Below are 21,995 nucleotides of genomic sequence, written 5' to 3'. Positions count from 1 at the left end.
GCCGTCCGCCGCATCCCGCCGCATCCCCTGGGCAACGACTGCCCCCGGTCAGGACTCAGGCCGCGGGCGCTTTCGGCTGCGCCGGCGGCTGCACGTCCGGCGGCGCCGGAGCGGCGGGGAGCCGGGCGAGCCGGAGCGTGCCGACGTACGAGACCACCACCGCGACGATCACCAGCGGCATCACGGTCAGGCCGGCCTGGCCGAGCAGCAGCGTGGCCAGCAGGACGGCGGTCATCGGCAGCTTCAGCATGGCCACCGTCATCGCACCGATCCCCACCGCGAATCCGGCGGTGGTGCCCAGGCCGGGAAGGTGGCTGAGGGCGAGGCCGCCGACCGCGCCCGCGAAGACGGCCGGAAAGACCGGGCCGCCGCGGAAGGCGCTCATGGAGGCGCAGTAGGCCAGCGACTTGCACACCAGCAGCACGACGAGGGTGGCGGCCGTGTAGCCCGAGGCGCCGTCCAGCAGCGGCCCGAGCGCGTCCTGCCCGGAGAACAGGACACCGCTGACCGGCCGGTCGGTGATCTCCGCGTACGCGAAGGCGATCACGCCGACGGCGACGCCCATCAGCACGGTGAGCGGCAGCCGGCGCCGGTCCACCACGCCCTGCAGGGTGAGCGCGGAGCGCCGGATCGCCTCGCCGAGCAGCGCGGCGGCCACCCCCGCGACGACCGCCCAGGCGAACTCGCCGAGGGTCGGCCGGCCGGCGGCCGGCACCTGGTTCAGCGCCAGCGAGTACGTGCCCAGGCCCGTCCAGCTGCCGAGTCCGGTGAGGATCAGCGACCCGACGCCCGCCGAGAGCAGGCCGGGGACCAGCACCACGCCCAGCATCGGCCCGCCCAGCCCGGACGCCTCCATCAGGAGGAAGGCGCCGATGAGGGGGGAGCCCAGCAGTTCGCTGATGGCCGCGAAGCTGCCGGCCGCGCCGATCACGGACACGGCGCTGGGCGGGGCGTCCCGCTTCAGCGCGCGGACGGCACCGACCGCGAGCCCGCCGCCGAGCGCGATCAGCGGGGCCTCCGGGCCGAGGACGACCCCCAGGCTGAGTGAGACGACCGCGGCGATCAGCACTCCGGGCACCGAGGCGAACGACGGCGTGCCGCCGGTCTTGAGCCCTTCGGCCGGCCGGTGGCCGCCGCCGCCCGGCAGGTGGCGGATCGTCAGGGCGACCAGCACGCCCGCCACCGCGAGCAGCGGGATCGGCCACCAGTCGGGGGTGCCGGCGAAGCCGAGACCCTTCGGCAGGTCGGTGTAGACCAGCGACTGGAGTTCGGTGACCAGCGCGAGGAAGCCGAACGCGCCGGCCGAGACCGGGACACCGAGCAGTGCGGAGATCACCAGCACCGCCACGTACCCGCGGTTGCGGACGATCTCGTACGGGTTCTGCGGCGCTGCCGCGTCCTCGGTCGGCGGTCCGGACGGCATGGGCATCCCCTCGGGGTCCGGCCCGCCCGGAAGTCCGGGTCGTACGGGCCTGGGTCTGGTGGCGGCGCGGGCCGGGCCGAGCGGCGGCCGGTGGCCGGTGCGCATCCGTCCTCCGATCATGGCGGGCGCGAGCGGATCCGTCCGGCTGCGGCACGCTCGGACTCGTGGGCTGCGGCTGCGGCTGGGCTGCCGGTCCCGGCGGACGGCCGTCCGCGGTACGGCGTTGCGCTCGGCGGACGGTCCGTCGGGCGGTCTAGTCTCGGCTCGTGGGACGACAGCCCGAGCAGCGCGCCGAAGGCGCGGGACCGTTCACCACCCGGCTCACCTGGCACCCGCCCGGCGGCGGCACCGCCGTGTGGGAGTCACGGCCCGCACGGCGCCGCGGCATCCTCGCCGTCCACCCGCCCGGCGCGGCCGCGCCCCGGCCCACCAGCGCCGACGACACCGCCCTCGCCCGGCTGCGCCGGCTCAACGCCATCGCCGCCACCGCCTTCGTCATCGGCGGCGCGCTCTTCGCCGCAGGCGCCGCCGTCGCGCAGTTCGGCTCCGGCGACGCGACCACCTGCGCCTCGATCTACTTCGCCGGCGGGCTCTTCTTCAACACCGGCGGCTACGTCTCGCTCCTCCAGGTCGTCAACGCCCCCCGCCACGTGCCGGGCGGCGAAGGCCGACTGGTCACCCGCCCGTGGCGCTGGTGGAGCTACGAGCCGACGCGGGTCGACTGGCTGAGCGCGTTCGTGCTGTTCACCGGCACCCTCGTGTTCGGCGTCAACCTGGTCTTCTCCTTCCTGCAGGGGCTGAGCGTCCGGCAGGTCAACCGGCTGATCTGGACGCCCGACGTCATCGGCTGCCTGCTCTTCCTGATCGCCGGCCACCTCGCCTTCGCCGAGATCTGCCACGGCCGGCCCTGCATCCGCCGCCGCAGCCTCGGCTGGTGGATCGTCGCCGTGAACCAGCTCGGCTCCGTGCTCTTCATGGTCTCGGCACTCGCCGCCTACACCCGCCCGGCCACCGACAGCCTGGTCAACTCCGACATCGCCAACTGGGGCACCCTCACCGGCGCGCTCTGCTTCTCCCTCGGCGGTGTCCTGCAGTACGTCGAGCGCCCCTGACGCGGCCGGCGCGGAGAAGGGCCGCCCAGGTCGGGCGCCCCGACCGGAGTACCGGCGACGCGTCCGCGCCGGCGGTTTGAGACGTCTCCAGTTCACGTCCAGCGCCGTCCCAAACCGCAGGTCGTCGACGTGAGACACCGTCTCCGGAGGCCGGGCACCGAGCAGAGCCGGCATCAATCGCGCCCGGCGCACGTACATTTGTGCCCATCTCGACGGCCCGTCCGCGTCATCACGGCACGGACACCCGACGAGACGTTCGACAGCCCCCCGCCTGAGCCCTCCCCCTTCACCCGGTCGACGAACGTGTACATGATGACAGCCCTTGGGCGCCACACCGTACCCGACCCCGATCGGAAACTCCCCTGGCAGCCGCCCTACTCCCCGGGCCGGCGGCGCCGGACGAAGGCCAGCAGCAGCGGTACCCATCAATGAGGAAGAACTCATGAAGAAGATCACGGCCGCTCTCGGCCTCGCCGTAACGCTCATTGCCTCCACGCTCGCGCTCGCGCCGACGGCCTCCGCGGCCTCCTGCCCCTGGCCGTACGTGTGCTTCGAGGACGCGAACGGCAACATCCTCACCATGTACAAGGACCAGGGCTGGCAGACCACCGGCTCGCTGACCCGGTCCGCCGCCTACGTCACCAACGCCCGCCACGACGACTGCGCCCTGGTGAAGTACTCCTCCAACTTCATCGACCGGCTCTACCCCGGTCAGGGCTGGTCGCTGGACTCGCAGGTCGTCGCGATCGACATCCTCAGCGGCTGCTGAGCCGTCGGCCCCAGGGCCGTGACGCACGGACCCGGTTCCACGATCCCGTGGCAGCCGGGTCCGTCTTCGCGTTGCCGCCGACCACGGCGGACCGACGCCTCCGCCCGTTCTCCCCGGACCCCGGCCCCCGGTCCGCCGGTCCGCCGTCGCGCGGGTGAACCGGAGCCTGCGCACCGCACGTGTGGCGTACGAGTGTCCACGAAGCCATCCGCACAGCCCTGGGAGAACACAGTGTCCGTCGTCGACCGGTCGGTCTTCTCGTGGCACCAGCAGTACGCGGCCCCGCAGCTGGTGCACGCCCTGACCGAGTGCACCGACGCCGAGCGGGCCCGGCAGCTCGCCGAGCAGGAGGCACCGGGCGTCGCCGCGATCGAGAACCCGTACCTGCGGGCCTACGCGCTGGCCGTCCCTGCGGTGGCCCTGGCCGCCCTCGGCGACCCGGCGGGCGCCCGGCGGCTCGTCGCGCAGGGCGAGCCGGTCGCCCACGCCGTCGACCACGGCGGCAACCGGGCGACCGCCCTCGCCGGCCTCGGCGCGGCGCTCGACGCCGCCGGTGACCCGGCCGGCGCCCGACGTCTGCTGGACCTCGCCGAGCGGGCCGCACTGGCCGCCACCGACTCGGAGGAGCAGGTGAACGCCCTGAGCGAGGTGATCACGGCGCTCGCCCGCGTCGGCGACACCGACGCCGCCCTGCGGGTGGCCGCAACGGCCGAACGGATCCTGGCCGGCGAACCGGACGACATCTACCAGTCCCGGGCGCTCTGCGGGCTGTCGGCCACCCTCGTCGACCTCGGCGAGCTCGCCCGGGCCGAGGACCTGGTGGCCACCGCGCGCCACTCCTACTACCGCTACGGCGCCCACGAGCACCTGGCGCTCGCGCTGGCGGGCCGCGGGCGGGTCGATCACGCCCGCCGGGTCGTCCGGAACATCGGCGACCCGGAGCTGACCGAGACCGCGGACCGGGCGCTGGACAAGGCGCTGGCCACCGGCACGTTCCGCGTCGTCCCGCCCGTCCCCGGCCTCGACGAGCCGAAGCCGGGCCCCGTTTCCGCCGCGTCCCTCGTCCCCGCCCAGCCCGTGCTCCCGGCACACCCCGTCGTCGAGGCCAGCGCGGCCGTCAAGCCCCGCCCCGCCATCGCCGCCCGGCCGCCCGTACCGCTCGCCGGCCCGGAGTCCGACCGGCACTGAGGACCGACACACCCGGCCCGGCGAGGAGTGACCGTTTGGGCCGGGCCTGTCGGTGGTGGTGGTGTCGCGCTGGGGCCGTCGGCGCCGGGGGCTCAGTGCCGGGGCAGCAGGCCGCGGACGAAGGCCGCCTGGCCGACGTGCTGGAGGTCGTCGGAGATCACGCTGATCAGACGCACCCCCAGGGTGACCGGGGGCTGCCAGGCCTCGTCGACGATCCGGACGAGGGAGCGGTTGTCGAGGCCGCGCACGTAGTCGACGGTCCGTGCGTGGACGGCCTCGTGGTAGCCCAGGAGGAGGTCGGCGGTGGCGATGACCTTCGCGACCTGTGCGGGTCGGTGCCCGTAGCCGGTGGACGCCGCGGCGAACGGCAGCTCGAACCGGCCCGCCCAGCCGTCGGCGGTCCACACCTGTTCGCGGTCGGTCGCGTCGGCAAGGTGGTCGTCCTGCACCCGGGTGAGGTGCCAGACCAGCCAGGCGATCGAGTTGGCCGAGTCCTGCGCCCGGAACGCCAGCTGCTCGGGGGTCAGGCCGTCGACCACGTCGGCGACCGTGTCACGGATCCTGTCGAACGCGTCCACGAGTAGATCGGCGCTGGTCACACCGGTCACTGTCGCCTCCTGGTCGAGTACGTCGTCCCACCGGCGGCGTGGCGGGCCACGCGCCGCCCCGACGATTGTGTCCCGCCCGTCGGGCCCCGGCCACCCGGGCCCGGCGGTGTCGGTGCTGGCGCGGGTGCCCCGGCGATCCGATCATGGCCCTGGCGTGGTCGGGACCACCCCGGGTGTGGACTGACGCCTTCGCCCACCAGGGGGTCCGCCGCCCCGCCCCGCCGCCCCGCCCGTGCCGTCCACACCAGAAGGGCCCCGCCATGGCCGTCTCCCGGACACTCCCCGCCGACCGCCGCCGTTCGGCACTTCGTCGCGTGAGCGTCGCACTCGCGCTCGGCGCCGCCGTCACCCTGACCGGTGCGGGCCCCGCCCCGGTCGGGGCACGGGCGGGCGACGGACCGTTCCCGGTGCCGGTGACGACCGGCCCGGCCGACCAGGTGGTCACGGTCAAGGCGGACGGCACCCGCGCCACCGTGACCCTGTGGGCCCGCCAGGACGGCCTCTGGCGGTCCCTCGACTCCACCGCCGACGCGCGCATCGGCTCCGGCGGCCTGCACGACGGCGCCACCCGCGTCCAGGGGACCGGCACCACACCGACCGGCACGTACACCCTCACCCAGGCCTTCGGCATCGCCCCGGACCCGGGCACGAGGATGCCCTACCACCACGTCACCCCGCACGACTGGTGGGTCCAGGACCCGTCCTCCGCCTACTACAACCGCATGCGCACCGACACCGAGGGCGGCTTCCACCTCACCGAACAGGGGCCTCTCGGCAGCGAACACCTCGTCAACTACCCCGTCCAGTACGACAACGCCCTGGTCATCGACTTCAACACCGCCCCGGTGGTGAAGGGCCGCGGTGCCGGCATCTTCCTCCACGACCTCGGCCCGCAGGCCGGCGCCACGGCCGGCTGCGTCGCCGTCCCCGCCGCCTTCATGGCCCGGACGATGCAGTGGATCGATCCCGCCGACCACCCCGTCATCGCGATCGGCTAGGCACCCCCGGGGCCGGTTCCCGGAGCGCCGCCGGTACCGCCCCTGCAGGGCCGTGCGCGTCGGCGGGGCCGTGCGCGTCGGCGGGGCCGTGTGCTGTGGCGGCGGGGCCGTGCGAGCCGGTCAGTCCTCTCGGCGGGTCATGTGCATGTGCCAGTTGGTGATCCACGTCCGGCCGTCGTCCACGGAGAACGCCTGCTCCCAGTGGGCGGCGGTGGCGGTGATCCCGGACCAGACGAAGCGGACCTTCACCTTCCGGCCGTCGTACTCGTCGTCGCCGTGGAAGAGGCCGGTGCCGTCCGGACCGAAGCGGCCGGTGACGGGCGGGAAGAGGACGCCGGTGCGCCTGTTCGCCCAGTACAGGGACCACGCGTCGGCGGCCGGGTCGTAGAGCCGCAGGGTCAGGCCCGCGAAGCCCTTGGTCGGGAAGTCGATCTCGTCGAAGCTGGCCCGCCCGTCGAAGTGGGCCGAGGCGCGGCTGAGACCCGGGAACTCCTCCCAGCGGTCGTCGCCCTCGGCAGGGTCGAGGAAGTCCTTGCGCCAACGATTGACGACGTCGTAGGTGCCGGTGAAAAAGCCGAAGCCGGTGCTGTTGTCCATGCGCCGCAGGCTAGGGGCGCTCCACTGACATCTCCTGTCAGTGGAGTTCTACGGGTTTCCCGCGGGCGCGGAGCGTCCTCAGCCCCGGAGCGTCCTCACCCTTCCCGCAGGTCGCGGACCAGGCGGCTGACGGACTGGTGGAGGGCGAGGCCGTTGTCGCAGAAGTCCGGGATGTAGTACTCGCGGATGGTGCGGGCCACGTCGTAGCCGGCGTCGGCGTCGAAGAGTTCCCAGCGCAGCAGCCGCTCGTGGGGAACGATGCGGATCGGGAAGAGCTTGCGGGTCCCGCTCTCGCGCTCGGCCCGTACGGCCCGGCCGATCTCGGTGGCCACCCAGTTGCTGGCCATGCTGGCCTCGGACAGCACGAGGATCATCCGACCCCGCCGCTGGATCTCCTCGGTGACCTGCTCCAGGATCGTGCGGCCGCCGCGGATGTCGTGCGGGGCGAACCAGGTGTCCACACCGTTGGCCTCCAGCTGGTCGCGCAGCTCGGTGGCGAAGGACTCGTCGGCCGCGCTGTAGCTGATGAAGACGCTGGGGCGGGCCGGCTCGCGGCCGCCGCGGGCGGTGGCGCGGTAGGCGCGCACGGTGTCCGGGTCGGCCCCGGCCCGGACGAAGAACCGTTCCAGCCCGGCGAGGTCGCGCGTCAGCTCCCGGGCCGCCCGGTCGTCGTGAAGTTGCTCGCGGGCCACGTCCAGGGCCCGGCTGTTGAGGATGAAGGAGGTGGAGATGGTGCGCTCGTCGATCCGGCAGAGCCCGTCGACGACCACCGGGTCCAGGGTGGTGGCGACGAGTTTGGCGTCGGAGAAGACGTTGAACCCGAAGTGGGCGTCGTCGAAACGGGCGCCGAGGAAGGTGACCTCGTCGAAGACGGCCTGGACGAAGAAGGCCTCGCGGTAGTTGCCGCCGAAGCTCCCGCCGCGGAAGGTGGCCTTGAAGAAGTCGGCGGTGCGGAAGGCCGCCTCTTCGAGGTCGCAGTGCAGGAACCGGGCCTCGATGAAGGAGGCCTGGATGGCGTTGATGCGGCGCAGGCGGCAGCCCCGGAACTCGCAGCGGTCGAAGGCACCCAGGGCGAGGATGCAGTCGTCGAACTCGCAGTCGACGAAGACGGCGTCGCTGAGGTTCTCCTGGCCGAGGCGCAGCCCGGTGAACGTCCGGCCGGTGAACTCGCGGGCTCCGGCGGCGTATTCGGCGAGCAGGGCTCGGGTGGCCTGCTCGCGGGCGCGGTCGGCAGCGTCGCGGTCGGTGTCGGCATCGCGGTCGGCGCCGGCGTCGGTCATGGGTGGCCCCCGAGGTTCCTGCGGACTACGAGCCGGACAGCTTGAACATAGCACCGGGGCAAGGCAGTTCGGCACGGATCGGGTCGACCGGGAGCGGGCCCTCGACGTTCCCGCGGAACCGGGCCCCGGACGCGGGCGTCCGTCCGTCACGACGGCGGCCGGTAGTCCGCCCCCAGGCCCATCCGGTCCATCAGGTCCCGCATCAGCATCTCGAACATCGGCTCCTGGTCGACGATCAGCGGCGCGAAGTGCGCGAAGACCTCCAGCGCCACCTGGCCGTAGATCGAACGCCAGCAGGAGAGCATCACGACCAGCGCGCCGAGCGGCATGTCCACTCCGGTCGCCGCGCGGTACGCCGCCATCTGCTGCCGCAGCAGCGGCTCCAGTTCGTCGTCGGCCAGGACCGGATAGGGGCGGGCGTTCCAGAGCTGCACGAACACCGGGCCCCAGACTTCGGAGAGCCGACGGACCCAGTCGCTGCTCATCTCCGTCTGCGCGTCCGCCGCCGCGGCCGTCGGCGTCCCGAACAGCAGGTTGAACTCCTGGCGGTGGGCCAGTGCCCAGTGGCGGAAAGCCCGGGTGGGGCCGATCAGCCGGGCCGCGAAGTCGGTCTCGGACTCCGCGTCGACCGCCGCCTGCAGATCGAGCGCGAGGTCGGCGACGATGTCACGGGCCGCGTGCCGGACGATGTCCGCCAGGTTCTCGAAGTGCCGGTAGAGCGCCGCCGGGGTGACGCTCACCCGTCGCGCGATCTCCGCGAGACTGAGGGCGTCCACCCCTCGCGTCGCAATGATGTCCCGGGCAACGGCCCTGACGTCCTCCGACATCTGGAGGCGGAGCCGGTCGCGTCGCGTCAGCGTGTTCATCTTCCCGCTCTTCCCAGGCCCAGACGATTGCACGTTCGAATGCGTCGTATGGTACCGACCCGGGATCGTGTCCACTTCAGCACGGTAGCGGACCCGGGCCCGGGCGCGCCGCCGCCCGGCCCCACCGTCAGGCCAGGTTCACCGCCACGGCACCGGCGGTGACGTAGAAGAGCAGGAACAGCACCGGGATCCACAGCTCCACCAGCGTGAGCGGGAGGTACTGTCGGATCGTCTTCCCGTCCCCGAGCTCCACCCACTCGGCATCGTAGGCGCGGGCCGGAAGCCGCTGCTCCAGTGCACCGATGACCCGGTACTTGGCCCGGTTGAGCTGCCGGTAGGAGGCGATGAGGAGGATCCAGGCCGCACACTGGCCCACTGCCACCAGCCCGGCCACCACCAGCCCCCAGGTCGGCAGCCCGTGCAGGACGTCGGCGCGGACGGTGCCGACCGCAGTCAGCAGGGCCGCGTTGACGGTCAGGAAGAAGGTGTTGGTCAGGCTCCGGCGGGCACTGATCCGGTCCGCCATCTCCACGTACAGTTTGTACTGCTCCAGGACGGCCGCCTGGTACTTCTCGCCCGCCGAAGCGTAGTCCTGCACGCCGACGCGGCTGTTCCACAACCTCGCGTCCAGCGGGGTCGGGGCGACGGGCGGCGCCTGGCCGGGGATCACCACGCCGACGCCTCCGCCACCGTCCCGCTCTCCGGCGGCAGTTCGCTCTCCACCTCGCGGACCCGGATGTCGGTCCGGCCCGGCTTGGTGCGCGAGGGGCCGACCTCCTCGACGTCGACCACGACCCGACGCCCCTCCGTCACCCGGCCCGCCTCCAGGTCCTCGCGCAGCGACGGCGACATCCGCCGCGCGTGCAGCAGGGCCAGTGTCGGCAGCTCGGGGTGATCGTCCAACGTCACCAGAACGAAGGACTCGTTGACGACGGTGACGGTGGCACCCTGTCGCTCGCCCGGCCTGGGATAGTCGTCCAGCGACGGGGTCGGTCCCGGAACGGTAGCGGTCGCGGGCTGGTTCGCGGCACCGATCTCGATCCGCTGGCGCACCCGGTCGACCCACCGGATCACCACCGGCACCTCGTCGTTCTCCTTCAGCCCGACCGCTTCGTGCTGTCGCAGCCGGGAGCGGCCGCCGCCGGGCAACTCGACCCAGACGCCCGCGTTGTTCACCAGGTGGACCCGCGCGGTGAACACGGAACCGCGCTGGTAGGTCCGCTCCCAGGTGTCCCAGGGGTCCTCGCCCTCCTGCTGGGTGAAGACCAGCACGTTGTCCCGGTACACGAAGAAGCCGGGGATGTCCCGGCCGACGTGGTAGCGCTGCGACATCTGGTCCGGGATGGTCTCGTGGTAGCCGACGTCCCGCTTGTGCATCTCGGCGATCCGGCGCGGGTTGCGGACGTCGCGGACCCTGATGTGGTCCTCGCCGGCCTCCTCGACCTTGGCCCTGGCGCGCTGGCGGTCCTCCGGCATGTACGGCCGCAGGTCCATCTCCGGCTCACGGCGCTGCCGGCGCAGGGCTTCGATCTCCGACTGCAGGCTGGTGCGCAGCTCGAACAGGCCCCGCACGCTCCACTCGTACCACACCACCCGGAACTGCCCCAGTGCGTTGCTGGGGACCAGGGCACCCTTGTGCGCGATCACCACCAACCGCTTGCGCAGGCACAGCGCCCAGGCCAGCTCCATGGCCACGGACGTCGACGGAACGGACAGGTCGGCCACCACGATCCCGGCCCGGTCGATCCCGGACCAGGCGACGTCCATCGCACTCTCGGTGGTCCCGGCGACCTTGTCGGCGCGCTCGGCGCGGAGGTCCCAGTTCCTGATCCAGTCCTCGAAGTGTCCTTCGTACAGGTCGTCGAAGTTCTCCGTGTTGCCGTTGGGCAACTCCTTGTCGCCGTAGGGCATCGCGAAGAAGACCATGTCCTCCTCGACAGACCCCTGACGTCTCAGGTCCAGCGTCAACGTCCCCTCCTCTTCGGTTTCCTGACGATGAATTACAAAGTAATGGGTATTTACACCCGGCGGCACGGGTCGCGCAATGCGGACGGCGGGAATCCGCTGCACACCGTCCGGCTGCGCGCGGGGGCGCGTGCGCGGGGGCGCGTACGCGGTGGACGAAACCGGGGGACGAAACCGGGGGGCGAGCGCTCCCGGAGTGCGCGGATCCGCTCCTGGCGCCTCGTCAACCTCCCGAACTTGGGCTGTACATGCCGATTGGTGTACGTTCTGGCCAGGCAAGATCCACTGGTTCCGTCCCGGGGGCCCGAAGCCTGGTCGACGGCGGATCTCGACCTTCTTCAGCCCGGCCCCCTCCACCTCCTCCGGCAGTCGGCCGGGGTCATCGCGTCCGGGTGGAGCTTGCCGACGCCGCCCAGGGCATGCGCCCAAGATCCGCGCATGCCCGCGGTCCTCCCTGTCCGCCTGACACCGAAGGTGATCCTCCGTTTGTCCATGCGCACCCGCACTCTGCCCGTACTCACCGCATCCGCCGTGCTGCTGCTCAGCGCGTGCGACCACACGACACCGGCAGCCCCGCCCGCCGACCCCGCCGCGGCGGCGGCCCCGGCCCTGCTCGCCCCGACCGACGCGGCGGCGCCGCTCTCCCCGTCACCCGCCGATGACCCGAAGGTCACGCTGGTGACCCCGGCCGCCGACCGTGCGTCGGCGGGCCCGTCGGCCGCCCCGGCTGCACCCGTCCCGTCGTCGGAACCGAAGTCGGCACCGAAGTCGGCACCGAAGTCGGCGCCGACGAGCGCCTCGGCGCAGAACGGGCCCGTCCCTTCGCCCGCGAGTCCGTCCCCGGCCGGCACGCCGGTCGTGGCCGGTACGGCCGGCGCACCCGTCGTGGCCGGTACGGCCGGCGCGGACGGTGGGCCCGGCCTCAAGCTCGACTCGTACGACAAGGGCACCGGCAAGGCCGTGCTCGCCGTCGCCGACACCGGTAGGAACGCCCCGAGCCCGAGCGCCAGTGCCGCCGCCACAGCCGCCGTCCGGGTCGGCCAGGTCATCGACAGCCCGCCGTCGGCCGCCGCGCCGCAGGGTGCGCTGCTGGCGATCACCGAGGTCAAGTCCGTCGGCGCCGGGAAGGTGGCGGTCAGCACCCGCCCGGCCACCATCTCCGAACTCCTCGGCGACACCTGGGCCAACGTCAAGAGCGCCCTCGACCCGCGCAAGATCCAGGTCACCCCGCGGGTCAAGGACCTCAAGGCCTCCTACGTCCCGAAGGCCGACGGCGGCCAGGGCTCGGCCTCAGCAGCACTTCAACTGAACGCGAGCGACAGCATCACCCTGCCCGGTGGGGCCAAGGCCGCCCTGACCGGCTCGATCGAACTCGACCCCAGCGTCGAGTTCTCCTACCAGGGCTCCCGGGGCATCCTCCGCCCCGAGCAGGCCAGGATCGGCTTCGACCTCGGCGCGCACGCCGACTGGCACCTCACGGCGAGCCTCACCGGCTCCACCGGCCCGGTCAGGATGCCGATCGCCACACTCACCGCCGCCCCCACCGTGATGGTCGGCCCGGTCCCGGTCGTGATCACCCTCAATGTCACGGTGTACGCCGCGATCAGCGCCGACGGCAGTGTCACCGTCGACACCACCCAGAGCATCGACGGCGCGTGGGCCGTCCACTCCGACTACACCAGGGCGGGTGGCTGGACCAGCACCACGGAGCCCGTCAGCACCAAGGTCACCCCGGTCAAGGCCACGTTCTCCGGCCGTGCCGACGTCCGCGCCGGCCTGGTCGCCGAGGGCTCGGTCGCCCTCTACGACACCGTGGGCGTGAAGGCCAGCGTCGAGCCGTACCTGCGGGCGTCGGTGGACGGTTCGGTCACCGTCGACAGCAGTGGCGCCAAGCCGGTCGTCGAGGGCACGGCCGGCCTCTACGGCGGGCTCGACGTGAACGGAGCCTTGATGGCACGCATCGCCGTCTTCGGCACCCCGCTGCTGGAGAAGGACCTGCCGTTCAAGATCTACCACAACGAATGGCCCATCGCTGCCGGTTCGTACCGCAGCGGCAACCCGATGGGCTGACGTTCAGTCATAGCGCTGGCCCTGGGCGGGGATTGATCCCCGCCCAGGGTCCGGGCGGAGCGGTCAGGGCGGAGCGGTCAGGGCGGAGCGAGGCCCTTCCGTGGTGGCCCACGGTGCTCACAATGGTGCTCCGTCAGGCCGGGACGTTCCTGATGACGGCATCGGTCAACGGCGAGAGCTGCTGCACCAGTTTGTCGAAGTCCGCGGTCCGGCCGTCGGACCACTGGGCCGAGCCGACGAGCAAGCCGTGCCCGTAGGACGCGAAGTCCTGCACGAAGCCGCTGTCGGCCGGCAGCCGGGGCAGGCCCGAGTCCTTGGGCGGGATGTGGACGCCGACTTCGCGGGCCTCGGGGTGGGCGCCCAGCTGGGTGACCAGGTGCAGGCTGTCGAGCGGGTCCTTCATGGTGAACAGCGCCAGGTTGTACTGGTTGCCCTCGGCGTCCCTGTACAGCACCAGGTTGACGCCGAGACAGCCGTGGCCCTGGGTGATCCACCCGGCGAGGGTCGGCGCCACGGTGTTCGCGCCGGTGCAGGTGGGGTGCGCCACGGCCGCGACCAGCGTGTACCCCTGCACCTGCGCCGGGAAGACGGTCAGCGGGATGGCCGAGGCCGGAGCGTCGGCCGCCGCCGAGGCCGCCGCCAAGGGGGTGACGGTCGGCGGCGTCGCCGCCGGTGCCGAGGGCGCGGACGACACCGGGGCGGGCGCAGGCGCGGGTGCGGCCGCGGCCGGCGCCGGGTCCGACGGCCGGAGCAGGTACGCCGCGGTGCCTGCGGCTGCCAGCAGGACGGCAGCCACCGGAAGCAGCAGCCGACGCCGCGAGCGTCGACGCTCCGGCTGCGGGGCCCGTTCGGCGGCGCTCGGCTCCCGCGCGGCCTTGTTCTTCTCGAAGTCCTTGACGAACTCGTCCCACAGATCGTCACCGGATTCACGCATGCTCACAGCTTCCACACCTTAGTGATCATCACCACCGCTGGAAAGGTGAGCCCCTGTGCCGGGGATCACTCGGGGGACCGACGGCCGGAGTGCCGAACGGAGCGGTCGTGGAAGAGGGGACGGACGGCCGGCCCACGATAGGAGTTGGCGCCGGCCGTCCTGTGCCTTCCCGGCCCCGGGCCCTTCAACAAGCCCATATGAGGAAGGCGCTGCACGCCATGCTAGACGAGGGGACCGACACGCTCCCGTTGCCGACGGTCCGAGGGCGGTCCGACGGCGGTCCGACGGCGGTCCGGCCGAGTGCGGCGAGGGCGGCGAGGGCGCCCGGGGCTACGGCTCGCCGGGGCGGACTGCGGTGCCGAACCGCCACGACTCGATGTCGCGGTAGTGGATCGGCCCCGGTCCGCGGCCGATGTTGCTGCCGACCAGGTGGAGGCGCTCGCTGAGCCACGGTCGGCCCACGAAGTCGGTGAGCCCGGCGGCGACCTCGGGCACGCTGGTGGGGTCGTCGCGGCGGGCCCGTGCGAGCGTCAGATGGGGCCGCAGCGGTCGCCCGCCGAACTCGATCCCGCAGGACCGGACCAGCTCCCGGACGTCGGCGGCGAGCAGGTGCAGTCCCTCCAGGTCCCCGCCGATGCCGCTCCACAGCAGTCGGTCGTCGAACTGGCCGCCCCCGCGCAGGCTCAGCCGCAGGGCGGGGTGCGAGGCGGCCCGGCCCGCCAGCACCGAACGCAGCAACGGCACCGCGGTGGACGGGAGTTCGCCGAGGAAGGCCAGGGTGATGTGCCAGTCCTCGATCCGGTTCCACCGCAGCCGCGGGTACCTGTCGTAGGCGGGCTGCAGGACGCGGGCCAACTCGTCCTTGGCGTCGTCGGGCGGGGCCAGCGCCACGAAGACGCGCAGGGTCGAGGGCTCGGGGTGATCGTCCACCAGGGATTTCTAGCACCCCGTACGCGGCCCGGTGCAGGCGGATCCGTGAGGATCCGCTCCGACCGGGGTTCCGTGAACGGACCGGACCAGACCGGGCTCGACGACGAAGCGACCGGCTCCGGGCGACGGGCGGCCGGCTGCTGGTTGACTGTCCGACGTGACCGAACTGATCGACATGCCGGACGCCGAGGACGGCTGGGAGCCCGCGTCATCGACCCGACCGGACCGACGCAATCCGGCGTGGCAGTCCTCGATGTTCCAGAACGCCACCTGGCCGTTGAGTGCGCTGGCCTTGCTCTCGGTGGACCTGGACGCGGTGGCCCGGCGGCTCAGGCTGACCCTCGAAACCTCGTGGGACGGGCACGGGCAGCTGCGGGCGGCGTTCTTCGTGCTGGACGGAACGGACTTCGTCGTCACCCACCACGAGGACGATGCGCCCGGAACGCACGTCTGGACCAGGAAGGGCGGGCCGACGGGTTCGGCCGAGCGCGTGGCCCGTCTCCTCGCAGCGCTCGGGGTGGGACCGGAAGCCGTCTCGTACTCCACCTGGGGCGCAGGCACCGACCTCTCCCGGGTGCCGGACGCCTGGTGGCGGGGCAGGACGAAGCCGATGTCCTCGCGCCAGGAGTTCTGGGACGGCTTCAAGAAGCGTCCGGGCATGTACGTCGGCCGCGTCTCCTTCGGGACGGTGACCGCGTTCCTCACCGGCTACGACTTCGCCGCCGGAGGAGTCCTGTTGGACGGGTTCCGGGACTGGCTCGCCGGCCGGCTGGGATCGGGGTGGAACGTGGTCTACCCGGCCCTGGTCGTGGACGTGGCCTTTCCCGACGGCCGCCCGGCGGAGCCGTGGTCGGAGGAGGAGGACCAGCACGCCGTGCGTGAACTCTTCCGCCTGCTCGACGAGTTCTTCGAGCACCTCGCCGGAACCGCGCTCGCCGGCCCCGGGCCGGCCGAGTGACCGCGCGGTGGGTCAGGTCTTCGCCCGGGCGATCGCCTGGACGGCGATCTCGCGCATCCGGTCGAAGGCCTGCTGCGGATCGTCATAGGAGCGCCAGGGGCCGGCCACCTCGGGGCCCATCAGCCGGAACAGCTCCAGCGCCTGCGCCACCCGGAGGTTCATGGTCAGCGACCAGGCGGCCCAGCCGCGGGCGGACTGGAGCTGCGGGTGCGCCGGGTCGGCCTGTGCCAGGTCGGCCAGCAGGGCGTCCACGGCCGCGGTGAACTCCGGGGTCCGGTAGGCGGCCGCCCCCGTCTTGTCGCGGGTGATCTGTTCGAAGCACGCCCGCACCTTCAGCACGGTCAGCAGGCTGCCGGCCGGTGCGTCGGCGATCGCGGTGTCGACGAAGGCGTGCATCAGCTCGTGACTGCCGTGCCACTTGGCGCACCAGTACTGCAGCGCTCCCTCGTGCGCCCGCAGGTGGTGCGGGTCACGGGCCACCACCTCGGCCCAGAGCGCGCGGAAGTCCTCGTGCGACCAGCCCAGCCCCATGGCGACGGCGATCTGCGCCACCCAGGGGTTGGGGTCCCCGGCCGGCGCCAGCTCGACGGCCTCCAGCGCGACCTGCTCGGCCTCGCGCAGGACCCGGTGGAACCCGCGCGCCTGCTCCTGCGACACCTCGGAGGCGTACAGGTCGGAGCGGATCTCCCAGGCGAGCTGCACCAGCGCGTCGGTCTGCACCAGGACGGCCGTCGCGTTGCGCGGCTCCTCCTCGCGCCACGCCCGCAGCCAGTGGTCCTCCTTCGCCGCCGCCGCGCTCAGCGGCGCCATCCGCATCCAGCGCCGGTACGCGTCGCCGTCACCGTCGGCCTCGGCCAGGTACGCGGCCACTGGGCGCCAGTCACCGGCCCCGGCCGCGTCGAGCACGGCCGCCAACTCGGCGGACGGCTCGTCGCCGTGCAGCACCAGCTGGTCGCGGGGGACGAGGCTGCGCCGCAGCTCGGCCTCCCGGCGGGTCCGCCGGGCCCGGGAGATCCGCGAGGTGACGACCTTGCCCGCGACGAGCGCGAGCACGGCGAGGAACACGTACAGCATGAACTGCTTTCCTGGCGTGAGGGGTGAGGGGAGCTCGGGCGAGGCCGGAGGGCCCCGCCCCCCGGGAAACGGCCTGGTCGGGGGGGTGGGGCTCCGGACGACGTGCTGGCTGCAGCCGTACGCGGTGCAGCCGTGCGGGTTGCGGCTAGCCGAGGCCGCGGGCGTCCTGCTTCAGCGCGGTGTCGACGGTCAGCGCAGTCGCCACGACGAGGCTGAGCAGCGGGTCGGCGAGCGGGCGGTGGATCTGGAGCACGTAGTTGTCGGCCGTGGTGAACATCGTCTTCGCCAGGCCCTCCCACGTCTTGGTGATCCGGGCGATCTCGGTGTCCGTCTCGTCGACGATGGAGAAGTTCCAGGCCCGCCAGTTCTCGGCCTTGATGGCGCCGACCTTCCGGCCGCCGACCTCCAGCGCGAAGTTGATCTTCCCGATGACGTTCTGCTGGATGATCTGGCCGACCTCCTGGCCGTCCGGACGCTGAACGATCACCCGCGACTTGATGAGCTTCGCCGGGCGGGTCAGCAGCAGCACCGGGGTGCCCTGCGCGTCCCGGATCTCCAGCTTGTGGGTCAGGTACTGGTCGAGGGAGGTGAGCAGCCGTATCAGCTTGCGCAGACCGCTCTGGCCGACCTGGACCACCGAGCCCAGCGTGCCGCCGTTCTGGTCGAGGACCGCGTACTCGTTGGTCAGCTCGATCAGCTTGGCCTTCTGGTTCACCACCAGGACCGGCTCGGAGAAGAGAGTGCCGCCGCCACCGTGGACCGGTCCGACGCCGGCCTGCTGCTGCACCTGGCGCTGGATCCGGGCGGAGTCGCCGGCCGGAGCGCCCGGCTGCCCGGGGAAGCCGGGAGTGTTCGTGTTCTGGGACATGGCGGGCAGGCTAGGGCCAATCCTCGGTTGGTAGCCAGATCGTTTCGGACGGCGCCGGGGCCCGCCCGGGACCTCGCGTTGTGAATGTGGCCTGCAGGTATGGGTTTTGCAAAGAAAAACTGATGGACACTCAATGTGGCGAGTGTGACTGATGTCACAGCTGATGATCGTGCGTAACCGGACATGTCCGACCGCCGCGCATCCGATGCGGCCTCAGGCCGTGGGCGCGCGGGGGTACGGCGGGCGGGGTTTCGGCAGACGGCGGGCGGCGGTTGTGGCGGCCGACCGGGCGGCGGCCGGGGTGGGCCGCCGCCCGGTCGGTGCGTCAGTCGTCGAGGTCCTCCTCCGTCAGGTCGTGGTCGGCCAGGAAGGCGGCGAGTTCGTCGCCGGCGCCGCGGGCTCGCAGGGCCTTGGCGATGACGAACAGCTCCTCCCAGGCGTCGTCGGGATCGTCCAGCAGGGCGAGGGCGGCGAGGGCGGCCTCTTCGGCCGCGACCGGGTCACCGAGGTCCAGGTGGACGGCGCCGAGTTCGGTGAGCACGGCGCCCCGCCGGATCCCCGCGTCCGTGCCCGTGTAGGCGTCCCCGTCCGTGCCCGTGCCCGTGTCCGCGTCGTTTTCGGTGTCGACGGCCGCGTCCGAGCCGGCGCCCGGCGCCGCGTGCGCGTCGAGCAGGGCGCATGCCGTGCGCAGCCGGTCGGCCGCCTCCGCCGGGCGGCCGGTGACGCGCAGTCGGCGGGCGTAGGCGAACAGCAGGCCGACGGTCGCGGTGGCAGGAGCGGCGGAGTCGGCCGGGCCCTCGCCGGGCGCACGGCCGAGGGCGGCCTCGGTCTCCTTGAGGATCTCGGCGAGCAGGCCGTCGGCGGCCTCCTGCCCGGCCCACGGAAGCCGGTTGAGGGCCGACGCGAGCGCGGTCAGGGCGTCCTCCTGCCGGGCGGCGGCCTCGAAGCCGCGGGCCGCGGCGAGGAACCGGGCGGCGGCCGCGGGCCCGTAGCCGAGCCAGTCGCCGAGGGTGGATTCGAGCTCCGGGCGCGGCGGCAACGACGCCGGGCCCTCGGTCGACTGCCCCAGCGGGCCCTCGGTGGGCCGCCCCCACTCCCCCGAGTCCAGGAGTTCGCCCAGCACCCGGCCGGCCTCCTCCCCCTGACCGTCCGCCCGGTAGGCGCGGGCCAGCAGCCACCGGCACGCGGCGAGGTCCGCCGTCAGGTCGAGCCGGTCGAGTTCGCGGACGGCCTCCTCGGCCGCCTCCACCGCTTCGGCGTGCCGCTCCTCGGCCAGCAGCGCCTCCGCGACGGCGGCCCTGGCCCGGGCGGCGGAGGTCAGGTCGCCCGCCGCGGTCCGGGCCGCGACCTGCTCGACCAGGCGGTGGATGCGTTCGCCGCTGCGCGAGCGCAGGTCCCGCTCGAAGACCGACAGCGGCGTGGGCTCGCCGATCGGGCCGGCGGCCATCCACTCCTCCATCCGCGAGCTCTGGAAGGTGTTGCCGTTGCGCGCGTCGAACCGTTCGGCGACGGCCAGGGCGCGCTCGCGCAGCTCCACGGCGAGGTCGGCCACCCGCGCGTCCGGGCGGCGCCTGCCCTCCACGGTGGGGAAGCGCAGGACCGTCCCGGCCTCCTGCTCCCGGGCCCGCGACAGGACGGCGACGGCCGCTGCCGCGAACTCCATCTCCGTCAGCGGTGTACGGGCCCGGTCGAGCCAGGACAGGTGGCGCTCGATCAGGTCGAGCCCGCGGCCGACGTTCCCGCTGCGCACGCAGAACAGCAGGTTCAGCGCCAACTCCCCCAGGTGGTGCGGGTTGTCGCGGATCCGGCGGTAGGCGGTACGGTGCGCCTCGACGGCGCGCGCGCCCTGGCCGGTGCGCACGAGGGGCAGCAGCAACTCGGAGTTGATCCACTGCGGCTGCTCGGTGCAACCGGAGCGGACGGCCGGCTCCCCGACCCGGATCGCCTCGTCGTCCCGGCCGAGCGCGACCAGCGTCCGCACCTGGCTGCTGGGCACGCAGCCCGAGCAGTCGGAGAGGCCGTCCCGGCGGGTGAGCGCCATCCGCTCGTAGAAGTCCTGCGCCTCGTCGAGTTCGCCGATGCTCTCCGCGACCAGACCGCGGTGCTGGAGGACGGCGTGCATGCTGTGCCCGCCGCGGCGGTAGCGCCGCTCCATGTCGTCCACCAGGTCCCTCGCCCGCTGCAACGGGATCTCCGGGAACTGGTGGACGTTGTAGACCATCCACTTGAAGTGCCACAGCAGGCTGCGCTCGTGCCCCGGGGCGAAGCGCTCGGGCTCCCGGTCGTAGGCCGCGAGGCACCAGGAGAAGGTGAGGAAGGACTTCGCCGGCGCCCAGCTGTGCTGGTACGTCCGCGTCGCCGACATCCTGACGTCGAAGGCGAACTCGACCAGCCCGAGCGCGTCGGCGTGCCGGATCACCTCCTCCAGGGCGGCGAACTTCGCCGCACCGGTGGGCATCCCATGGGTGCCGGCGAAGAGCTGCCGGAGTTCCTGCTCGGTGCGGCTCATCGTGCGCCTCCCGCGACGGCGCGGCCGATCAGGCCGAGGAAGGACTGGTTGAGGGCCGCGGTGTCGGCCGGGCGCAGCGGGTGGTGGCCGAGCAGCAGCGCCTGGGCGTAGAGCCCCTCCAGACACATCGTCTGGAGCTCCGGATCGGCCAGCGCGAGGACCTGGCGGGCGAGCGGGTTGCGGTGGTTGAGCACCAGTCGGGGCCGGGGCGCGGTGGCGGACTGGAAGCTGCCGAGGATCGCCGACCAGGTGTCGTCGACCTGCTCCCGGGTGCCCCGGACGTCCAGCTGGAAGGCCGTGTCCTCGTCCAGGAGGTAGAGCGCGGGCAGCCCGGACGGTTCGAAGGAGCGGACCAGCAGGTCACAGCCGAGCCGGTCGAGCACCCGGTCGGCGACGGCCAGGAACGGGGCGATCGCCTGCTCGTCGGCCGCGTCCAGGCGCTGCAGGTGGGTGGTGAGGTCGGCGGCGCGCAGCTGCTCGACCTCCAGGGTGCGGTCCGCCGAGGCGAGCCGGTCGATGATCTCCGCGTCGTAGACGTAGCCGGCGTTGAGGACGGCCAGGCCCTGCGCGGCGGCCACCGGGGCGAGCTGGCGGAACTCGTCCAGCAGCGGGGTGAAGCGCAGCAGGCCGTAGCGCTCGCCGAACTCGGCGAGGGTCAGCGGGCCGACGTTGGTCTCCATCGGCCAGAACTCGGCGACCAGGCGCAGCATGTCGTCGTCGTGCAGGGCGAGGGCCTTGACGCCCAGGTGGTGGACGCGCAGGAAGGCGCGCAGCCGGGCCGGCTCCTGCCGGCTCAACCGTACGAGCCAGCCGCGCAGTCGGTCGCCGAGGGTGTCGCGGGTCGCCTCCAGGAGGGAGTCCTCGTAGAGCGCCTCGCGGCTGGCGGTGGGCCGCAGCTCGGTGGTGTCGACGACGCAGCGCACGAAGAAGGCCCACTCGGGCAGCAGGCGTTCGGCTCCTTCGGAGAGCAGCATCTGCTTGAGGTAGACCCGGTGCGCGGCCGGGACGGCGGGGTTGGCGGGCATCGGGAGGACGAAGGCGACGCCGCGCAGGCCCGCCTCGGCGGTGGCCACGTCGATCACGTCGAAGGGCGCGAAGCCGAAGACCTCCTCGCAGTACGCCTCCAGACGGGCGCGTCGGGCGGCCTCGGTCTCGTCCTCGGGGCGGTCCCAGGGGGCGGGGCCGCCGGTGACCGGCTCGCCGTCCACCGTGATCGGGTACGGCAGCCGGGCGCCGTAGTGCTCGACCAGGCCGGTCACGGCGCGGCGGGTCAGCAGGTGCTCGCATCCGGGCCGGGGGCGCAGGGTGACGGTGGTTCCGGTCTCCTCGCGCTGCCGGTCGGCGGGCGCGAGTTCCACCGCGTAGGCGCCGTCCGAGAAGCCGTGCCACAGCACGGTGGGCTCGCCGGTCCTGCGGGTGGTGACCTCGATCGCGTCGGACACCATGAAGCAGGACAGCAGCCCGATGCCGAACTGGCCCATGAACTCGTGCCGGGCGAAGCCCAGGTCGTCCCGCTTCGAGCTGCGGCCGATCGTCGCCAGCAGCTCGTGCACCTGCGCCTCGCTGAGGCCGATGCCGTTGTCGCTGATGGTCAGGGAGCCGTCGCCGGTCGTGTCACTGGAGGCGATCGCGATCCGCGGGGCGGCGTCGGCCGTATCGCCCGCGTGCGTGGTGTGCGCGTGCGTGGCGTCCGCGTGCGTGTCGCCGGTCCGGCGCGCCGTGATGGCGTCCACGGCGTTCTGCAGCAGCTCGCGGGCGTAGACCTGCGGGCTGGTGTAGAGGTGATGGCTCAGAAGGTCGACGATCCCGCGCAGGTCGACGCGAAAGGTTTGGCTCAACGGGTTCT

19 protein-coding genes are annotated in these 21,995 nt (G+C 72.9%); 6 read left to right on the top strand and 13 right to left on the bottom strand.

Annotation, left to right across the window (positions count from 1 at the left end; translation table 11 throughout):
- Positions 1–55: 55 nt before the first annotated feature.
- Positions 56–1,423, bottom strand: a complete 1,368-nt coding sequence (locus ABT048_RS08685) for a chloride channel protein (RefSeq protein ID WP_350520586.1) — start codon at positions 1,421–1,423, stop codon at positions 56–58.
- Between the two features lie 266 nt (positions 1,424–1,689).
- On the opposite strand from ABT048_RS08685, the gene ABT048_RS08680 reads away from it, so the two are divergent.
- The 3 genes from ABT048_RS08680 to ABT048_RS08670 all read left to right on the top strand — a co-directional run bounded on the left by ABT048_RS08680 (position 1,690) and on the right by ABT048_RS08670 (position 4,492).
- The gene (locus ABT048_RS08680) at positions 1,690–2,535 is read left to right on the top strand and encodes a hypothetical protein (protein ID WP_350520585.1); all 846 of its coding nucleotides are present in this window, start codon (positions 1,690–1,692) and stop codon (positions 2,533–2,535) included.
- Between the two features lie 442 nt (positions 2,536–2,977).
- Positions 2,978–3,304 (top strand): hypothetical protein, encoded by a 327-nt coding sequence (locus tag ABT048_RS08675; protein ID WP_350520584.1) that lies wholly within the window; start codon positions 2,978–2,980, stop codon positions 3,302–3,304.
- 231 nt (positions 3,305–3,535) lie between these two features.
- Positions 3,536–4,492 carry a hypothetical protein gene (locus tag ABT048_RS08670; protein ID WP_350520583.1) on the top strand — a complete coding sequence of 319 codons (957 nt, stop codon included), beginning with the start codon at positions 3,536–3,538 and terminating at the stop codon, positions 4,490–4,492.
- A 92-nt stretch (positions 4,493–4,584) separates the two neighbouring features.
- Here the strand turns inward: ABT048_RS08670 and ABT048_RS08665 are convergent, their stop codons facing one another.
- Positions 4,585–5,091, bottom strand: coding sequence for a mycothiol transferase (locus ABT048_RS08665; protein ID WP_350520582.1), 507 nt, complete (start codon positions 5,089–5,091; stop codon positions 4,585–4,587).
- Between the two features lie 323 nt (positions 5,092–5,414).
- Between ABT048_RS08665 and ABT048_RS08660 the strand changes: the two genes are divergently transcribed.
- Entirely contained in the window at positions 5,415–6,098 is a 684-nt protein-coding gene (locus ABT048_RS08660) for a L,D-transpeptidase family protein (protein WP_350520581.1), read from the top strand.
- A 120-nt stretch (positions 6,099–6,218) separates the two neighbouring features.
- Here ABT048_RS08660 and ABT048_RS08655 read toward each other — a convergent pair whose 3' ends face one another.
- From ABT048_RS08655 to ABT048_RS08635, 5 genes are all read right to left on the bottom strand, one after another.
- Positions 6,219–6,695, bottom strand: coding sequence for a hypothetical protein (locus tag ABT048_RS08655; RefSeq protein ID WP_350520580.1), 477 nt, complete (start codon positions 6,693–6,695; stop codon positions 6,219–6,221).
- A 95-nt stretch (positions 6,696–6,790) separates the two neighbouring features.
- The gene (locus tag ABT048_RS08650) at positions 6,791–7,975 is read right to left on the bottom strand and encodes a toll/interleukin-1 receptor domain-containing protein (protein WP_350520579.1); all 1,185 of its coding nucleotides are present in this window, start codon (positions 7,973–7,975) and stop codon (positions 6,791–6,793) included.
- Between the two features lie 146 nt (positions 7,976–8,121).
- Positions 8,122–8,841 carry a TetR/AcrR family transcriptional regulator gene (locus tag ABT048_RS08645; protein WP_350520578.1) on the bottom strand — a complete coding sequence of 240 codons (720 nt, stop codon included), beginning with the start codon at positions 8,839–8,841 and terminating at the stop codon, positions 8,122–8,124.
- Positions 8,842–8,968: 127 nt separating this feature from the next.
- Complete coding sequence (locus ABT048_RS08640) at positions 8,969–9,514, bottom strand: RipA family octameric membrane protein (protein WP_350520577.1); 546 nt, start codon at positions 9,512–9,514, stop codon at positions 8,969–8,971.
- Positions 9,508–10,809 carry a hypothetical protein gene (locus tag ABT048_RS08635; RefSeq protein ID WP_350520576.1) on the bottom strand — a complete coding sequence of 434 codons (1,302 nt, stop codon included), beginning with the start codon at positions 10,807–10,809 and terminating at the stop codon, positions 9,508–9,510. The genes ABT048_RS08640 and ABT048_RS08635 overlap by 7 nt, the downstream gene beginning before the upstream one ends.
- Before the next feature lie 489 nt (positions 10,810–11,298).
- Here ABT048_RS08635 and ABT048_RS08630 point away from each other — a divergent pair, with 489 nt between their 5' ends.
- On the top strand, positions 11,299–12,876 hold the full coding sequence (locus ABT048_RS08630; protein ID WP_350520575.1) for a hypothetical protein: 1,578 nt from the start codon (positions 11,299–11,301) through the stop codon (positions 12,874–12,876).
- A gap of 133 nt (positions 12,877–13,009) precedes the next feature.
- Here the strand turns inward: ABT048_RS08630 and ABT048_RS08625 are convergent, their stop codons facing one another.
- Together ABT048_RS08625 and thpR are read right to left on the bottom strand one after the other, a co-directional pair.
- The gene (locus ABT048_RS08625) at positions 13,010–13,816 is read right to left on the bottom strand and encodes a hypothetical protein (RefSeq protein ID WP_350520574.1); all 807 of its coding nucleotides are present in this window, start codon (positions 13,814–13,816) and stop codon (positions 13,010–13,012) included.
- 324 nt (positions 13,817–14,140) lie between these two features.
- On the bottom strand, positions 14,141–14,740 hold the full coding sequence (gene thpR / locus ABT048_RS08620) for an RNA 2',3'-cyclic phosphodiesterase (protein ID WP_350520573.1): 600 nt from the start codon (positions 14,738–14,740) through the stop codon (positions 14,141–14,143).
- Between the two features lie 157 nt (positions 14,741–14,897).
- Between thpR and ABT048_RS08615 the strand changes: the two genes are divergently transcribed.
- On the top strand, positions 14,898–15,698 hold the full coding sequence (locus ABT048_RS08615; RefSeq protein WP_350520572.1) for a hypothetical protein: 801 nt from the start codon (positions 14,898–14,900) through the stop codon (positions 15,696–15,698).
- Positions 15,699–15,710: 12 nt separating this feature from the next.
- Here the strand turns inward: ABT048_RS08615 and ABT048_RS08610 are convergent, their stop codons facing one another.
- From ABT048_RS08610 to ABT048_RS08595, 4 genes are all read right to left on the bottom strand, one after another.
- Positions 15,711–16,772, bottom strand: a complete 1,062-nt coding sequence (locus ABT048_RS08610; RefSeq protein WP_350520571.1) for a hypothetical protein — start codon at positions 16,770–16,772, stop codon at positions 15,711–15,713.
- A gap of 145 nt (positions 16,773–16,917) precedes the next feature.
- On the bottom strand, positions 16,918–17,661 hold the full coding sequence (locus ABT048_RS08605) for an LURP-one-related/scramblase family protein (RefSeq protein WP_396545756.1): 744 nt from the start codon (positions 17,659–17,661) through the stop codon (positions 16,918–16,920).
- 304 nt (positions 17,662–17,965) lie between these two features.
- Positions 17,966–20,149 carry a hypothetical protein gene (locus tag ABT048_RS08600; protein ID WP_350520570.1) on the bottom strand — a complete coding sequence of 728 codons (2,184 nt, stop codon included), beginning with the start codon at positions 20,147–20,149 and terminating at the stop codon, positions 17,966–17,968.
- Positions 20,146–21,987, bottom strand: coding sequence for an HSP90 family protein (locus ABT048_RS08595; RefSeq protein ID WP_350520569.1), 1,842 nt, complete (start codon positions 21,985–21,987; stop codon positions 20,146–20,148). Before ABT048_RS08595 ends, ABT048_RS08600 begins: the two co-directional genes overlap by 4 nt.
- Positions 21,988–21,995: the final 8 nt, after the last annotated feature.

Source organism: Kitasatospora sp. NPDC096140, from assembly GCF_040303045.1.
Taxonomy (GTDB): Bacteria; Actinomycetota; Actinomycetes; order Streptomycetales; family Streptomycetaceae; genus Kitasatospora.
This window is presented reverse-complemented; position numbering and strand designations above follow the sequence as displayed.

Bases quoted from the DNA above. Each gene is read 5' to 3' on its own strand.
- ABT048_RS08685 (WP_350520586.1), bottom strand. From the start codon at position 1,423: ATGCCGTCCGGACCGCCGACCGAGGACGCGGCAGCGCCGCAGAACCCG.
- ABT048_RS08675 (WP_350520584.1), top strand. From the start codon at position 2,978: ATGAAGAAGATCACGGCCGCTCTCGGCCTCGCCGTAACGCTCATTGCC.
- ABT048_RS08655 (WP_350520580.1), bottom strand. From the start codon at position 6,695: ATGGACAACAGCACCGGCTTCGGCTTTTTCACCGGCACCTACGACGTC.
- ABT048_RS08650 (WP_350520579.1), bottom strand. From the start codon at position 7,975: ATGACCGACGCCGGCGCCGACCGCGATGCCGACACCGACCGCGACGCT.
- ABT048_RS08645 (WP_350520578.1), bottom strand. From the start codon at position 8,841: ATGAACACGCTGACGCGACGCGACCGGCTCCGCCTCCAGATGTCGGAG.
- ABT048_RS08630 (WP_350520575.1), top strand. From the start codon at position 11,299: ATGCGCACCCGCACTCTGCCCGTACTCACCGCATCCGCCGTGCTGCTG.
- ABT048_RS08610 (WP_350520571.1), bottom strand. From the start codon at position 16,772: ATGCTGTACGTGTTCCTCGCCGTGCTCGCGCTCGTCGCGGGCAAGGTC.
- ABT048_RS08600 (WP_350520570.1), bottom strand. From the start codon at position 20,149: ATGAGCCGCACCGAGCAGGAACTCCGGCAGCTCTTCGCCGGCACCCAT.